16 protein-coding genes are annotated in these 14,166 nt (G+C 63.5%); 10 read left to right on the top strand and 6 right to left on the bottom strand.

The genetic code is table 11. The features are described from left to right. Positions 1 to 5 precede the first annotated feature (5 nt). The 4 genes from dprA to LB524_RS14935 are packed head-to-tail and all read right to left on the bottom strand — an operon-like array spanning position 6 to position 4,040. Positions 6 to 1,139: a DNA-processing protein DprA gene (dprA, locus tag LB524_RS14950; RefSeq protein WP_224527769.1), complete on the bottom strand. Its 1,134-nt coding sequence runs from the start codon at positions 1,137 to 1,139 to the stop codon at positions 6 to 8. Next, positions 1,136 to 1,723 (bottom strand): glycerol-3-phosphate 1-O-acyltransferase PlsY, encoded by a 588-nt coding sequence (plsY, locus tag LB524_RS14945; RefSeq protein ID WP_015317748.1) that lies wholly within the window; start codon positions 1,721 to 1,723, stop codon positions 1,136 to 1,138. The genes dprA and plsY overlap by 4 nt, the downstream gene beginning before the upstream one ends. A gap of 53 nt (positions 1,724 to 1,776) precedes the next feature. After that, positions 1,777 to 3,063, bottom strand: a complete 1,287-nt coding sequence (locus tag LB524_RS14940; RefSeq protein ID WP_224527765.1) for a dihydroorotase — start codon at positions 3,061 to 3,063, stop codon at positions 1,777 to 1,779. After that, positions 3,060 to 4,040: an aspartate carbamoyltransferase catalytic subunit gene (locus LB524_RS14935; protein ID WP_140790177.1), complete on the bottom strand. Its 981-nt coding sequence runs from the start codon at positions 4,038 to 4,040 to the stop codon at positions 3,060 to 3,062. Before LB524_RS14935 ends, LB524_RS14940 begins: the two co-directional genes overlap by 4 nt. A gap of 218 nt (positions 4,041 to 4,258) precedes the next feature. On the opposite strand from LB524_RS14935, the gene LB524_RS14930 reads away from it, so the two are divergent. The 3 genes from LB524_RS14930 (at position 4,259) to LB524_RS14920 (ending at position 6,915) form a co-directional block, all read left to right on the top strand. Continuing rightward, a complete protein-coding gene (locus tag LB524_RS14930; protein ID WP_015317751.1) occupies positions 4,259 to 5,887 on the top strand; it encodes a DNA alkylation response protein in 1,629 nt (542 codons plus the stop codon). A gap of 138 nt (positions 5,888 to 6,025) precedes the next feature. Continuing rightward, positions 6,026 to 6,574 carry a hypothetical protein gene (locus tag LB524_RS14925; RefSeq protein WP_015317752.1) on the top strand — a complete coding sequence of 183 codons (549 nt, stop codon included), beginning with the start codon at positions 6,026 to 6,028 and terminating at the stop codon, positions 6,572 to 6,574. Beyond that, a complete protein-coding gene (locus tag LB524_RS14920; RefSeq protein WP_224527762.1) occupies positions 6,574 to 6,915 on the top strand; it encodes a DUF6105 family protein in 342 nt (113 codons plus the stop codon). Before LB524_RS14925 ends, LB524_RS14920 begins: the two co-directional genes overlap by 1 nt. Here the strand turns inward: LB524_RS14920 and ruvX are convergent. After that, positions 6,833 to 7,339 (bottom strand): Holliday junction resolvase RuvX, encoded by a 507-nt coding sequence (gene ruvX / locus LB524_RS14915; protein WP_224527759.1) that lies wholly within the window; start codon positions 7,337 to 7,339, stop codon positions 6,833 to 6,835. The genes LB524_RS14920 and ruvX overlap by 83 nt on opposite strands. A gap of 125 nt (positions 7,340 to 7,464) precedes the next feature. Between ruvX and LB524_RS14910 the strand changes: the two genes are divergently transcribed. The 6 genes from LB524_RS14910 to LB524_RS14885 all read left to right on the top strand — a co-directional run bounded on the left by LB524_RS14910 (position 7,465) and on the right by LB524_RS14885 (position 11,891). Continuing rightward, the gene (locus LB524_RS14910; protein WP_140790171.1) at positions 7,465 to 8,172 is read left to right on the top strand and encodes a metal-dependent hydrolase; all 708 of its coding nucleotides are present in this window, start codon (positions 7,465 to 7,467) and stop codon (positions 8,170 to 8,172) included. Between the two features lie 23 nt (positions 8,173 to 8,195). Beyond that, positions 8,196 to 8,612 carry a hypothetical protein gene (locus tag LB524_RS14905; RefSeq protein ID WP_015317756.1) on the top strand — a complete coding sequence of 139 codons (417 nt, stop codon included), beginning with the start codon at positions 8,196 to 8,198 and terminating at the stop codon, positions 8,610 to 8,612. A gap of 87 nt (positions 8,613 to 8,699) precedes the next feature. Beyond that, on the top strand, positions 8,700 to 8,987 hold the full coding sequence (gatC, locus tag LB524_RS14900) for an Asp-tRNA(Asn)/Glu-tRNA(Gln) amidotransferase subunit GatC (RefSeq protein WP_015317757.1): 288 nt from the start codon (positions 8,700 to 8,702) through the stop codon (positions 8,985 to 8,987). A gap of 7 nt (positions 8,988 to 8,994) precedes the next feature. After that, complete coding sequence (locus tag LB524_RS14895) at positions 8,995 to 9,450, top strand: GNAT family N-acetyltransferase (RefSeq protein WP_140616365.1); 456 nt, start codon at positions 8,995 to 8,997, stop codon at positions 9,448 to 9,450. Next, positions 9,450 to 11,015 (top strand): amidase, encoded by a 1,566-nt coding sequence (locus LB524_RS14890; RefSeq protein WP_224527756.1) that lies wholly within the window; start codon positions 9,450 to 9,452, stop codon positions 11,013 to 11,015. The genes LB524_RS14895 and LB524_RS14890 overlap by 1 nt, the downstream gene beginning before the upstream one ends. Positions 11,016 to 11,093: 78 nt before the next feature. Then, positions 11,094 to 11,891: a YdcF family protein gene (locus LB524_RS14885; protein ID WP_224527753.1), complete on the top strand. Its 798-nt coding sequence runs from the start codon at positions 11,094 to 11,096 to the stop codon at positions 11,889 to 11,891. On the opposite strand, the gene LB524_RS14880 is transcribed toward LB524_RS14885, so the two are convergent. Then, positions 11,864 to 12,580: a DUF599 domain-containing protein gene (locus LB524_RS14880; protein ID WP_015317761.1), complete on the bottom strand. Its 717-nt coding sequence runs from the start codon at positions 12,578 to 12,580 to the stop codon at positions 11,864 to 11,866. The two genes, LB524_RS14885 and LB524_RS14880, sit on opposite strands and share 28 nt — an antisense overlap. Before the next feature lie 175 nt (positions 12,581 to 12,755). On the opposite strand from LB524_RS14880, the gene LB524_RS14875 reads away from it, so the two are divergent. Beyond that, complete coding sequence (locus LB524_RS14875) at positions 12,756 to 14,159, top strand: L-serine ammonia-lyase (RefSeq protein ID WP_224527750.1); 1,404 nt, start codon at positions 12,756 to 12,758, stop codon at positions 14,157 to 14,159. The last annotated feature ends 7 nt before the right edge of the window (positions 14,160 to 14,166 follow it).

Below are 14,166 nucleotides of genomic sequence, written 5' to 3'. Positions count from 1 at the left end.
GGCGGTTAGCCTTCCCCGAAAACAAGCGAAACATTTCCACCGGCGTGACGCTCGAGGCGGCCGGCAAGGTCGAGTTCAAGCAGCACCATGAAGACCTGGGCGGGATGCAGGCCGGTGTGGCGGATGATCTCGTCGATCGGCACCGGTGTCGGCCCCAGCGCCTCGATCACCTTGGCCCGGTCGCTCTCGCCTGGTGGCGGTGTGGCCGAAAAGTCGGGCGGGTCCTCAAACGGCGGCAGATCAGGCGCCCGCATGCCGGTCAGCGGAAGGATCGCCCTGGAAATGTCCGAAGCTTCGGTGACCAGCGTGGCGCCGTCTTTGAGCAGACCGTTAGTACCGGCCGCGCGCGGATCGAGCGGGGAGCCGGGTACCGCAAAGACCAACCGGCCCATCTCGCCGGCAAGCCTGGCGCTGATCAGCGAGCCTGAGCGCTGTGCTGCCTCAATCACCACCAGCCCAAGAGCGGCGCCCGCGACAAGGCGGTTGCGGCGCGGGAAATCCTGGGCACGCGGCTGCCAGCCGAACGGCATTTCCGAGATGATGGCGCCACGCTCCGCAATGTCATCGCACAGACCGGCATTTTCGGGCGGGTAGGGCAGGTCGAGCCCACCGGCGAGCACGCCGACCGTACCGGTCAAGACACTGCCCTGATGCGCCGCCGTGTCGATGCCACGTGCCAGGCCGGAGACGATGCCGTAGCCGTCTCGCCCGAGATCGGCTGCCAGCATGCGCGCCATCTTGATGCCGGCAAGCGATGCGTTGCGGGCGCCGACTATCGCGACACCCGGCAACCGGAACACCGCGGCATTGCCCCTGACCGCCAGCATCGGCGGCGGATTGTCCATGCTGCGCAACAGCGGCGGATAGTCCGCCTCCCCAATACCGACAAAGCGTGCTCCAACTCGCCGCGCGGCCTCCATCTCGGCCTCGGCCTCGGCAAGGGAAGGGATGCGCACGATCCGGTTGGCGCCGCCGGAAATCATCAGTTCCGGCAGCATTTCCAACGCGATTTCGGCCGAACCGAAACGGTTGATCAGGTCGCGAAAGGAGGCAGGGCCGACATTCTGGGTGCGGATCAGCCGCAGCCAGCTCAGCCGCTGGCGATCGGTGAGACGCGGCCCGGCGGCCGGTTCGCTCACCCCTTGGCTCCGATCTTGCCTTCGGAGCCGGCAATCAGTCGCGAAATGTTTTCTCGGTGCTTGATGAAGACAATGATGCTCATCACCACGAACAGAATGGCTATCTGCGGCGTGCTCAGGAAATAAAGCGCGATCGGCACCACCACGGCAGCAGCCAGCGCCGCCAGCGATGAGTAGCGGAAGAGGAAAGCCATCACCAACCATACGACAGCGAAGATCAATGCGACTTGCCAGGCAAGGCCGACCAGCACGCCGAGATAAGTGGCGACGCCCTTGCCACCCTTGAAGCCGAGCCATGCCGGGAACAGGTGGCCCAGAAAGGCGCCGAGACCAGCCCAGATCGCGGCTTCAGGCGCGAAATGGCTTGCTATCAGCACGGCGGCCGTGCCTTTCAGCACATCGAGCAGCAAAGTCGCGGCGGCAAGCCCCTTGTTGCCGGTGCGCAGCACATTGGTGGCGCCGATATTGCCTGAACCGATCTTGCGCACATCGCCAAGGCCGGCCGCGCGGGTAAGCAGCAGGCCGAACGGAATCGAGCCCAGCAGATAGCCGAACACCAGCGCCAGGATTGGGCCGTAAGTCATTGTTCCCCCCGCGTTCCCCCAACCATGCCTGAAGTCGCATGGCTACCGCCGGCTCAGGCAGAAAATATTGTGCGGCCCGCCACCAGCGTTTGCAAGACCTTGCCTTGCAGCCGTGCGCCTTCGAAGCAGGTGTTTTTCGAGCGCGAGCGGATACCGCTTTCGCTGACTATCCAGGGTTCATCGAGGTCGACAAGCGCGAGATCGGCGACGGCGCCTGGCTTCAGCGTGCCGCCGGCCAATCCAAACAGCCTCGCCGGCGCGGTGGACAAGGTTTCGATCAGCCTGAGCAGGGGCACGTCGCCATTGTGGTAGAGGCGCAAGGCTGCGCCCAGCAGGGTTTCGAGGCCAATGGCACCGGCCGCGGCGTCGGCGAAGGGCAGGCGCTTGGTATCGACGTCCTGCGGATCGTGCGAGGAGACGATGACATCGACCGTTCCGTCCTTGACCGCATCGATCATCGCCAACCGGTCCTCCTCGGCCCGCAGCGGCGGCGTCAGGCGGAAGAAGGTGCGGTACTCGCCAACGTCGTTTTCATTGAGAGACAGATTGTGGATCGACACGCCAGACGTCACTGCCGCGCCGTCGGCCTTCGCACGCGCCACGGCGCTTGCCGCCATTGCCGTCGAGATCTTCGCGGCGTGGTACGAACCTTGCGTCAGCCGCGCCAGCGCGAGGTCACGCTCGAGCGGGATGGATTCGGCTTCACGTGGAATGCCGGAGAGGCCGAGCCAACTGGCATACAGGCCTTCGTTCATGACGCCCGACGACCCAAGATCGGCATCCTGCGTTTCATGGACGATGGTGGCGCCGAAATCGCGCGCATAGGTTAGCGCGCGACGCATCACCAGCGCGCTCGATATGGTATGCCTGCCATCGGTGAAGGCGACCGCGCCCGCCTCGCGCAGCAGCCCGAACTCCGTCATTTCGCGTCCGTGGAGGCCCTTGGTGATGGCGGCGGCCGGAAAGATATTGACGACGGCCGTGTCCTTGGCGGTGCGCAGCACGAATTCGACCAGCGCCACATTGTCGATCACCGGATCGGTGTCTGGCATCATCACGATGGACGTGACGCCGCCGGTCGCCGCGGCGACACTTGCCGAAGCGATGGTTTCGCGATGCTCGCCGCCGGGCTCGCCGATGAAGACCCGACCATCGATCAGGCCGGGGATGATCGCCTTGCCGCTGCAGTCGATCGCCGTAGCGCCGTCGGGGACGCCGTGGTTCAGCGCCGCCTTGCCCGCGGCAACGATTTTCCTGCCTTCGACTATGACGGAGCCAACTTCATCAAGGCCGCGTGACGGGTCGATGATGCGGGCGCGTTCAAAGACCGTGATGCTCATGCGCCGCGGCCTTCTTGATTGCGGCCCTCTTGATTGCGGCGGGGATCGAGCAGCGCTTCCATCACCGCCATGCGCACGGCGACGCCCATTTCCACCTGCTCCTGGATGACGCTTTGCGGGCCGTCGGCGATTTCGGACGCGATCTCGACACCGCGGTTCATCGGGCCAGGATGCATGACAAGCGCGTCATCCTTGGCGGCCTTCAGTTTCTCGGCGTCTAGACCAAAATAGCGGAAATATTCGCGCACCGACGGCACGAAGGCTCCTTCCATGCGCTCGCGCTGCAAGCGCAACATCATCACCACATCCGCGTCCTTCAGGCCCTCCGCCATCGAGCGGCAGACGATCACGCCCATCCTGTCGATGCCCGAGGGCAATAGCGTCGAGGGCGCCACCACCCGTATTTGTGCGCCGAGTGCGTTGAGCAGCATGATGTTGGAGCGCGCCACACGCGAATGCAGGATGTCGCCGCAGATCGCCACGATCAGCTTCGACAGCGCACCCTTGGCGCGGCGGATGGTGAGTGCGTCGAGCAGCGCCTGTGTCGGGTGTTCGTGGGCGCCGTCGCCGGCATTGACCACCGAGCAGCCGACCTTCTGCGCCAGGAGGGCCGCCGCGCCCGCCGACTGATGGCGGATGATCAATATGTCAGGGCGCATGGCGTTGAGCGTCATCGCGGTGTCGATGAGCGTTTCGCCCTTCTTTACCGAGGAACTCGCCACCGACATGTTCATGACATCGGCGCCGAGCCGCTTTCCGGCCAGCTCGAACGAGGATTGCGTGCGGGTCGAGGCTTCGTAGAAGAGATTGATCTGGGTGCGGCCGCGCAGCGTCGAAGTCTTTTTTTCGGACTGGCGCGAGATCGCGACCGCCCGATCCGCCCTGTCGAGCAAAAGCTCGATGTCGGCGGGCGAAAGATCGCTGATGCCCAGAAGATGGCGGTGAGGGTAGAGTGGCAGGGACGAAGCGTCGGTCATCTCAAGGGGCTGCTATAGGGTGCGGATTTCGCGCCCGCAAGCACCCGCTTCGGATTGACGCCGTTCTCCTCAATTTTTTCGTGTAGATAGCCGATTAGATCGGCCGGTATTTTCGTCGCGCGTGCAGCAACGCTTGGCTATATCTAAGCCGACGGCCTCGGATTCGAGGCTTTCCGACAATAGGGCCTTTCTAGAAGGATCGGCTAGAGGGATTGGGCGTGACCGACGACGTAACGAACCAGCCGCCGCCGCTGACGGGCGGCAACGCCTGGCGAGGCGATCCGTTGCTGATCCAGCTTGCCGAGCGCTTTTCCGATCCGGTGCGCAAGGATCTCGACGGGCTCGGCCGTTTCGTGCTGACGCAAGAAGCGCAGGAACTGGCGCGCCTCGCCAATGTCGAGACGCCGAAACTCAGGACGCATGATCGCCAGGGACGGCGCATCGACCTGGTCGAATTCCATCCCGCCTACCACGCCTTGATGCGCCGCTCGGTGGCCAACGGCCTGCATTCCTCGGTCTGGGAAAATGGCGACGCCGAGATCGGCCGCCGCCATCAGGTGCGCGCCGCCCGTTTTTACCTGACGGCGGAACTCGAGACCGGGCATCTCTGCCCCATCACCATGACCAGCGCCTCGCTGGCGGCATTGATGGCCAGCCCAAAACTGTTTCGCGAATGGGCGCCGCGCGTGACGACGCGCAAATACGACCAGAGCCAGAAGCCGCCCGTCGAAAAGACCGGACTGACGCTCGGCATGGGCATGACCGAGAAACAGGGCGGCACCGATGTGCGTGCCAATGTGACCCGGGCGGAACGCGTCGGCAGCGGCTTCTACCGCCTGACGGGACATAAATGGTTCATGTCGGCGCCGATGTCGGACGCCTTCCTGGTGCTGGCACAGGCGCCGGAGGGACTGTCCTGCTTCCTGGTGCCGCGCGTGCTCGGCGACGGGTCTGGCAACGGCTTTCGCTTCCAGCGGCTGAAGGACAAGCTCGGCAATCGCTCGAACGCGTCTTCCGAGGTTGAATTCGTCAACGCCATCGGGGAGATGGTCGGCGAACCCGGCGCCGGCGTCAAGACGATCATGGACATGGTGACGCTGACCCGGCTCGACTGCGCGGTGGCGTCTTCGGCGATCATGCGGGCGGGGCTGGCCGAAGCGATCCATCATGCCCGCCATCGCCAGGTGTTCGGTTCGACCTTGATCGAGCAGCCGTTGATGCAGCGCGTGCTGGCCGACATGGCGCTCGATGTTGCCGCGGCGACCGCGCTGTCGTTCCGGCTGGCGCGTTCCTTCGACGAGGCGGCGAGCGATCGCGGCGAGGCGGCGTTCGCCCGCGCCATGACGCCGGTCGTCAAATACTGGGTCTGCAAGATCGCGCCGCCGCTGCTTTACGAGGCGATGGAGTGCCTTGGCGGCAATGGCTATGTCGAGGAAGCTCCGCTCGCCCGTTATTACCGCGAAGCGCCTGTCAACGCGATCTGGGAAGGATCGGGCAATGTCATGGCGCTCGACGTGCTACGCGTGCTTGGCCGCGCGCCGGGGCTTTTCGAAGAAGTATTGACCGGTATCGACCGCGACCTCGGCGCCGGCGGGCGCGGTACGATCGGCGTTCTGAAGGCGGCCATGCAGGTCGCTTCGACCGACGAGGGCTCGGCCCGGCTGCTGACGGAACAGCTTGCGCTCTCTGCGGCGGCCGCCGAGTTGCGTCGGCTCGGGGCAGGGCGGATCGCCGATGCCTTCGTCGAGACGCGGCTCGCGGGCCAGTGGCGCAATACCTACGGCATGCTCGATTCGCGCCACGACGCGCGCATGATCATCGATACGCTCTATCCGCCGGTGAATTGACGGAGATGCCTTTCATGTTCGAGCGGCGTTGCCGGAATCCCCACTGACCTCGCCGTCGCCGTTAACCTTAACAAATGGTTTCCGTTGCGGCGGCCAACCGCAAAGCCCACTGTCAATCCTGTCGAAGCAGGAATCACGATGCGACACGTACTAACCTCCTTTCTGTCCGTGCACTGGGCGATCGTTTTTGCCCTGCTTGCGGTGATCTGTATCGATGGAAATCGAGGTGTGACGGCGGCTCTCGGCGTACTCGGCGTGACCGTCGAGAGCGCCCAGTTTGTCAATCTGGAGAACATCGTCGTGGTCGCTCCGCTGGCGATCGCGTTGCTGGTCGTGGCGGTGCTGTTCTTCTGGGCCTTTGTCGATACACTGATCAACGACGCGTCCAGCCCCGGCGCCGACAGCGTCGTTCGCATCGCCTTTATTTCCGCTTCCGGCGTGATGTCGATGATCCTGATCGGCGGTGCCGCCCAAGGCATCAACGGCCTGTTCATGGTGGTCGCCGTGCAACTGGCCGCACTTCTGGTCTCCTATGTCGCGATGCTTGCCGAACGGCGTTCGGTAGCTGCGCTGGATGAGGAGGATTTCCACGCCACGGCGCACAGCATGGCGAAGGCCGCGGCGCATAATTCGCTGCTCTCCATGATATCGGGACGGACCGGCCCGAATGGGAAGGGAGGCCGCTGATGCGCTACATCTTCGCGTTGTGGGCCGCGCCGATGGCGCTGTTTTGGGGCTGGTTCTACCTGTCGCTCAACGACATGAATTTCGGCTATGTGATGCTCAGCCGGCAGTTGCACGATTTCGTGTTCCAGCTCTACGGTCAGATGCTCGGCATCGACCCCGCAACCATCCCGGGCATGGTGGCAAAAGCCTGCGTGTTCGATGGCTTGCTGCTCGTGGCGATATGGATGTTTCGCAGGCGTCGCGAGATATTGGGCTGGGTCAGGCGTCGCTGGACGGGTCCGGTCCCGTTCGATCGGCTGTATCGAGTGACTGAAGCCGGTCCAAAACTCCCTGCAGAATAAAGGCGGCCGCCGCCGAATCGATCTTGCCGGCGCGTTTGGCGCGCGAGAAGTCCATCTCGATCAGCGTCCGTTCGGCCGCGACAGTCGACAGCCGCTCATCCCAGAACACGAAGGGCAGGTCGCTTAGCTGCGCCATGTTGCGCACGAAAGCGCGCGATTTCTGTGCGCGCGGACCTTCCGATCCATCCATGTTGATCGGCAATCCGATCGCCACCGCACCGACATTCTCCTTCGTCAGCAACGCCAGAAGGACGGCGGCGTCGAGCGAGAATTTCCTGCGCATGATGACCGGACGCGGATGAGCGAAGGAGAACCCCCGATCGGAAACCGCCACGCCGATCGTCTTGTCGCCGAGATCGAGCCCCGCCAAGGTCCTGCCGTTGGCGAGCCGTGCCGGCAATTGCTCAATCGTGATGACGGTCAACGGTTTTCCCTCGTTTTTTTCGACGGCACGCGTCCTTTCGGATGCCCGGCGGACACTATACCCTTTGATCTCAAGGCTATCGGCGTTCTATCCTTTGGCTCGGGAAAAATCGAGGAAATGCATTCATGAAACTGACCTGGTATGGCCACTCGGCCTTCCGCATCGAAACCGGTGACGCGAAAATCCTCATCGATCCCTATCTGATCGGCAACCCGTCCTGGACGGGCGGGTGGGAAGGACCGGCCGAAGGGATCACGCATGTTCTTTTGACGCACGGGCACAGCGACCACATCAGCGGCGCGCTGGAAGTGCTCGGCAAGAGCGGCGCGCAACTGGTCGCCAATTTCGAGATCTGCATGTACCTTGTCGGCAGGGGCGTCAGCGACAAGAAGATCAATCCCGGCAACATTGGCGGCACGGTCGATTGCGGCGGTTTCACCTCCACTTTCGTTCAGGCGCTGCATTCATCCTCCTTTGGCGAAGAGGGCGGCAAGAACGTCTATCTCGGCAATCCGGGTGGGCTGGTCCTGCATTTCCCGGAAGACCAGACGCTCTACCACATGGGTGACACCGACATCTTTTCCGACATGGCGCTGATCAATGAATTGCACGAGCCAAAGATTGGCATCGTTCCGATCGGCGATCGCTTCACCATGGGCGGTGCGGTGGCGGCCCTTGCCTGCCGCCGCTTCTTCAAGTTCGAAACGGTGGTCCCTTGCCATTTCGGCACGTTTCCAATGATCGACCCGACGCCCGAGAAGTTCGAAGCCGGGCTGGAAGGATCTGGGGTCAAGCTTGCATTGCCGAAGATTGGTGAAACGATTACCATCTAGAACAGCCAAAGCGGAACAAATCCATGGCATTAGGGCGATCTCTTTGCGTATCGATGTTTGTCGCGGCGTCGCCCGCGCTTGCCGCGGATGACTTCATCGAAGGTGTCTATCTCCAGTCGGAGGAACTCTGTACCCAAGCCAAAAAGGATACGCTGCAGACGCTGATCGATGCCGGCAACATCGTTCTTTCGAAGAACGGCCTGCAAGGCGTCGAATACAATTGCGAATTCGTTCAGGTCAGCAAGGCGACACGCTCGCCGAGCTGGGCTGTGACGGCGATCTGCCAGGAGCCGGGCTATGTCTTTCCTGACGTCCTGTCGGTGACGCAGATGAACCCGACGCAGGTCGATCTCGTGTCGGCCCGGCCGATCGACGATGAAAGCGAGGCGAGCGGCAACAGCGGCAGCTACTATCTGTGCGCGGGCATTGCTCTGCCATGAGGTTGTTGCCCGATTGTCGGGCGGCACATGTTGCGCGTCGCGCGCCGCGCCGCTATAGCCCGGACTGGTTTTCCCCGAGGCAAATACATGTCCGTTGATGTCAAGACAGTGAAGCGCGTGGCGCATCTCGCCCGCATCGCGGTGAGCGAGGAAGATGCCGAGCGTATGACCGGCGAGTTGAATGCCATACTGGGCTTCGTCGAGCAGTTGAACGAGGTCGATGTTTCCGGCGTCGAGCCAATGACGTCGGTGACGCCGATGGAAATGAAGAAGCGCGGCGATGTCGTCACCGACGGCAACAAGGCGGCCGACATCGTCGCCAACGCGCCCGCGACCGACGAGAATTTCTTCCTCGTGCCGAAGGTCGTGGAGTAAGGCACCGATGGCTATCGAGATCGCCATCGAAACGCCGCTGCAGGACGACGTGCGCGGCCTGGTCGCGGAACTCAACGCGACCTTGCTCGAACTGACGCCGCCGGAGCACTGCTACCACCTGACGGTCGAGCAGATGGCAGGCAAGGACACGACGGTTTTCATCGCTCGCGACAACGGCGTCGCCATTGGTTGTGGTGCACTCAAGCGCCATGACGATGCCATTGGCGAGGTCAAGCGTATGTACACGAGGCCTTCGCATCGTGGCCGCAAGATCGGCGCTGGAATCGTCCAACGGGTCGAGGCGCTGGCGCGCGATGAAGGGTTGAAGCGGCTGGTGCTGGAGACCGGCGATCGCCATCCCGCCGCCTGGACCGTCTATGAACGCGCCGGGTTCTCGCGCTGCGGCCCGGTGCTGGACTATCCCGATTCCGAGTGGTCGGTGTTTTACGAAAAGAGCCTTTGATGAGCGACCTGACCCATCTGACGATTTCGCAGGCCCGCGCCAAGCTGCGCGCCAAGGAAATCACCGCGACCGAGATCACCGAAGCCTATCTCTTGGCGATCGATCGCGCCAATCCGGCGCTCAATGCCTATGTGGCGGTGACGGGCGACAAGGCGCGCGACATGGCCAAGACGTCGGACGCCAGGCTGCTCAAGGGCGAGGGCGGTGCGCTGGAAGGCATTCCGCTCGGGATCAAGGACCTGTTCGGTACCGAAGGCGTCCACACCCAGGCCTGCAGCCACGTGCTCGACGGTTTCAAGCCGCGCTATGAATCAACGGTCACGTCCAACCTGTGGGCCGACGGCGCGGTCATGCTGGGCAAGCTCAACATGGACGAATTCGCCATGGGCTCGTCCAACGAAACCTCCTACTACGGCCCGGTCATCAACCCATGGCGGCGTTCGCGCCTCGATACGGTGGTGATGCCGACGACGCATCAGGGTGATGGCGGCTTCGTCTCAGCAGGTGGCACGAAAACCCAGCGTAGCCTCCACAATGCGCAGCTGGTGCCGGGTGGTTCTTCTGGTGGTTCGGCGACCGCCGTGTCCGCCTTTCTGTGTGCAGGCGCAACCGCCACCGACACCGGCGGTTCGATCCGCCAGCCAGCCGCGTTCACCGGGACCGTCGGCATCAAGCCGACCTATGGCCGCTGCTCGCGCTGGGGCATCGTCGCCTTCGCCTCGTCGCTCGATCAGGCCGGACCGATCGCCCGCGACGTCCGCGACGCCGCCATTCTTCTGAAATCCATGGCCTCGGTCGATCCCAAGGACACCACGTCCGTCGACCGGCCGGTGCCGGACTACGAGGCGGCGATCGGCAAGCCGATCAAGGGCATGAAAGTCGGCATTCCCAAGGAATACCGTGTCGACGGCATGCCGGAAGAGATCGAGGCGTTGTGGCAGAAGGGCATTGCCTGGCTCAAGGACGCCGGCGCCGAAATCGTCGACATCTCCCTGCCGCACACCAAATACGCGCTGCCGGCCTATTACATCGTGGCGCCCGCGGAAGCTTCTTCCAACCTCGCCCGCTATGACGGCGTCCGCTACGGCTTGCGCGTGCCGGGCAAGGACATCGTCGAGATGTATGAGAAGACCCGCGCCGCCGGCTTCGGCCGCGAGGTCAAGCGCCGCATCATGATCGGCACCTATGTGCTGTCGGCCGGCTACTATGACGCCTACTACCTGCAGGCTCAGAAGGTGCGCAACCTGATCAAGCGCGACTTCGAAAATGTCTTCGCCGCCGGCGTCGATGTCATCCTGACACCTGCGACGCCGTCCGCTGCCTTCGGCATTGCCGACGAGGACATGGCCGCCGATCCGGTCAAGATGTATCTCAACGACATTTTCACGGTCACCGTGAACATGGCCGGCCTGCCCGGCATCGCCGTGCCCGCCGGCCTCGACCCCAAGGGGCTGCCGCTCGGCCTGCAATTGATCGGCAGGCCGTTCGAGGAAGAGACGCTGTTCCAGACCGCCGCCGTCATCGAGCAGGCGGCCGGCACATTCCAGCCGGAGAAGTGGTGGTAAGGGTATCGCTCGCCTGACGCATGGTCCTGAAAATCGCGATCGATTTTGGTCAGCCTTGCGGGCTGTAATGAGTGAGCGATGTTCTACTATCTTTCCAAGATATTCTGGTTCTTCATCCAGCCGCTCAACCTGACGATCTTCCTGCTTTTGGCAGGGCTGCTCGCCGGGATGGCCGGCCGGCGGCGACTTGCCGTCAGCGGCGGCGTGCTGGCGTTTCTGATCCTCGCGCTGTCGGCCTGGACGTCACTTGGAGCGATAATGCTCAATCTGCTGGAGGAACGCTTTCCCAGGCCGCCGCTGCCGGAGAAGGTAGACGGCATCGTCGTGCTCGGCGGCGGCTTCGAGGGCGCTATCAACCTTGTGCGCGGCGGCTATGAATTGAACAGCAGCGGCGATCGCATGGTCGAGACCGCGATCCTCGCCCGGCGTTTCCCGCAGGCAAAGGTGGTGGTCTCCGGTGGAAACGGTTCACTGTTCTTCGACGGCGAAGGTGATGCCGACACCGCGCCGCGCCTGCTCGAGGCGCTGGATGTCCAGGCCGACCGGCTGCTCCTCGAAGACAAATCCCGCAACACTTACGAGAACGCGGTCTTCAGCCGCGAACTGGTCAAGCCCAAACCGGGCGAGACATGGCTTTTGGTGACATCAGCCTTTCACATGCCGCGCGCCAAGGCCCTGTTCGACAAGGCGGGCTTTCCAACTGTCCAATGGCCGGTCGACTATCGCACCTCGGGTCGGGAAGGCATCGGCTTGTTTCGCGACAATGCGGCCGATTCACTGCAGAACACGACCGTCGCGGTCCGCGAATGGATCGGGCTTTTCGCCTATTGGCTTTCCGGACGCATCGATCAGCCGTTTCCGACGCCGGGCGGCTGACCGATCACCGCGCGCCGCGCCGCGGAGAAGAACTGCCGCCGTACCAGGACGGCCAGCAGCAGAAGCGTCGACAGCACGAACACCAGGGGATCGACGAACCAGCCGAGATAGCCGATCGAGAAGAACACGCCGCGCAGGCCCGAGTTGAAATGCTTGCCGGCCAGCATGTTCATTTGCGTCGCGCGCCACACGGCCGTTTGCGTGAGGGGATTGCGCGAGGCCTCGCCATGCGGGATCGGCACGGCGCCGATCAGGATCGAACAGTAGTTGAACAGCCTGTAGGCCCAGCCGAATTTGAAGAAGGAAAAGGCCAGGATCAGCACCAGTCCCAGCACCTTGATCTGAAAGGCCGAGCGCGACGGCGCGCCGCCCAAGGGCAGGGTGCTCAGCACCTCAAGCACCCGGTCCGACGCGCCAAGCAGGGCGAAGCAGCCGCCGAGCGCGATCAGCGAACTGGAGGCGAAGAAGGCGGTACCCTGCTGCAGGCCGCTCATGATGGCGGTGTCGACGATGCGGATCTCGCGCTCGGCCATGGTGCGCATCCAGGCCTCGCGTTGCGCATTCATGGCGGTGGTCAGCGACACGCGGCTGACCAGGTGGCCGTCCGAGGCGAGCGTGTGCAGCACCCATGCGAGGAGGAAAAAGCCCAGCGCCGCGAGATCGGCCGTCGAAAGATAGGAATCGCCCATGGCGCCGAATCTACCATATTCGGCCCGGTTGCTTCGATGACCTTGCACGGCGCGTTGCACTCGATGTCGCTGCCGGAGCAAACAAGGTCGGCAGGTGCTGCGCCGCGATTGTCAAAAGAGCGGAAACATCCCGGGAATTCCTATATGTAATCCTCGACGTGACCCAGGAGACAGCGTGTTCCTTTCGGTTTTCGACCTGTTCAAGATCGGCATCGGCCCCTCGAGCTCGCACACGATGGGACCGATGACGGCTGCGCGCCGCTTCCTCGACGAGGTCGCGGGCGACGACTGGCCGCGTCCCGCCGGCGCCAAGGTCGATCGCATCGGCGCCAGCCTGCATGGCTCGCTCGCCTATACCGGCATCGGCCATGGCAGCGACCGTGCCGTCATTCTCGGCCTTGCCGGCCAGACGCCACAAACGGTCGACCCCGACCGAGCCGACGACATTGTCAGCCGCATCACCGCCGACAAGCTGGTTTCACCGCCCGGCCACCCCTCCTACCATTTCGATCCGGCCACCGATCTGGTTCTCGACCGCAAGACGCCGCTCACCGGCCATGCCAACGGCATGGCGTTCTACGCTTACGACGCCGGCGGCCGGTTGCTGCTCAAACGCATCTACTATTCGATCGGCGGCGGCTTCGTGGTTTCGGAAGAAGAGCTGCAACGGATGAAGTCGAAGGGCTCGGTCACAACCGAGGGCAAGAAAGTGCCGTATCCCTTCAAGAATGCGGTCGAGATGCTGAAGATGGCGGCCAAGAGCGGCCTTTCCATTGCCGAAATGAAGCGCGTCAACGAGGAGACGCAGATGTCGCGCGAGGCGCTCGACACCGGCCTCGACGCGATATGGGACGCCATGAAGGGCTGTATCGACCGTGGCCTTTCGCAGGACGGCATCATGCCCGGCGGCCTGAAAGTGCGCCGCCGCGCCAGACAGCTCCATGACAAGCTGCAGGAGCAGTGGCAGCAGAACCGGCCGAACCCGCTGCTCGCCAATGACTGGCTGTCGATCTATGCGATGGCGGTCAACGAGGAGAATGCGGCGGGCGGGCGTGTCGTCACCGCGCCGACCAATGGTGCCGCGGGCACACTGCCGGCGGTGCTGCGCTACTGGCTGCATTTCCATCCCGAGGCCGACCAGCCGAGCATTCGCGACTTCCTGCTGACGGCAGCCGCCGTTGGCGGCATCATCAAGTCCAATGCGTCGATATCGGGCGCCGAGGTCGGCTGCCAGGGCGAGGTCGGTTCCGCCTCGGCGATGGCTGCGGCCGGCCTGTGCGCGGTCATGGGCGGCACGCCCGAGCAGGTCGAGAATGCTGCCGAAATCGCCTTGGAACACCATCTCGGCATGACTTGCGACCCGGTCGGCGGGCTGGTCCAGGTGCCCTGCATCGAGCGCAACGCATTGGGTGCCGTCAAGGCGGTGACGGCCGCGTCACTGGCCATCAAAGGCGACGGCGTGCATTTCGTGCCGCTCGATGCAGCGATCGAGACGATGCGCCAGACCGGCCTCGACATGAACGAGAAGTACAAGGAAACCAGCCTTGGCGGCCTGGCGGTCAATGTCGTTGAGTGTTGAGGGCTGG

Origin of the sequence: Mesorhizobium sp. ESP6-5, from assembly GCF_020164695.1 — a bacterium.
In the GTDB taxonomy this organism is placed as follows: domain Bacteria; phylum Pseudomonadota; class Alphaproteobacteria; order Rhizobiales; family Rhizobiaceae; genus Mesorhizobium; species Mesorhizobium australicum.
This window is presented reverse-complemented; position numbering and strand designations above follow the sequence as displayed.

What these genes read in the sequence shown, in the direction of transcription:
- LB524_RS14890 (WP_224527756.1), top strand. Translation starts at nt 9,450, where the DNA reads ATGAGCGACCTGACCCATCTGACGATTTCGCAGGCCCGCGCCAAGCTG.
- LB524_RS14935 (WP_140790177.1), bottom strand. Translation starts at nt 4,040, where the DNA reads ATGACCGACGCTTCGTCCCTGCCACTCTACCCTCACCGCCATCTTCTG.
- LB524_RS14895 (WP_140616365.1), top strand. Translation starts at nt 8,995, where the DNA reads ATGGCTATCGAGATCGCCATCGAAACGCCGCTGCAGGACGACGTGCGC.
- plsY (WP_015317748.1), bottom strand. Translation starts at nt 1,723, where the DNA reads ATGACTTACGGCCCAATCCTGGCGCTGGTGTTCGGCTATCTGCTGGGC.
- LB524_RS14940 (WP_224527765.1), bottom strand. Translation starts at nt 3,063, where the DNA reads ATGAGCATCACGGTCTTTGAACGCGCCCGCATCATCGACCCGTCACGC.
- LB524_RS14905 (WP_015317756.1), top strand. Translation starts at nt 8,196, where the DNA reads ATGGCATTAGGGCGATCTCTTTGCGTATCGATGTTTGTCGCGGCGTCG.
- LB524_RS14885 (WP_224527753.1), top strand. Translation starts at nt 11,094, where the DNA reads ATGTTCTACTATCTTTCCAAGATATTCTGGTTCTTCATCCAGCCGCTC.
- LB524_RS14880 (WP_015317761.1), bottom strand. Translation starts at nt 12,580, where the DNA reads ATGGGCGATTCCTATCTTTCGACGGCCGATCTCGCGGCGCTGGGCTTT.
- gatC (WP_015317757.1), top strand. Translation starts at nt 8,700, where the DNA reads ATGTCCGTTGATGTCAAGACAGTGAAGCGCGTGGCGCATCTCGCCCGC.
- LB524_RS14920 (WP_224527762.1), top strand. Translation starts at nt 6,574, where the DNA reads ATGCGCTACATCTTCGCGTTGTGGGCCGCGCCGATGGCGCTGTTTTGG.
- LB524_RS14910 (WP_140790171.1), top strand. Translation starts at nt 7,465, where the DNA reads ATGAAACTGACCTGGTATGGCCACTCGGCCTTCCGCATCGAAACCGGT.
- LB524_RS14925 (WP_015317752.1), top strand. Translation starts at nt 6,026, where the DNA reads ATGCGACACGTACTAACCTCCTTTCTGTCCGTGCACTGGGCGATCGTT.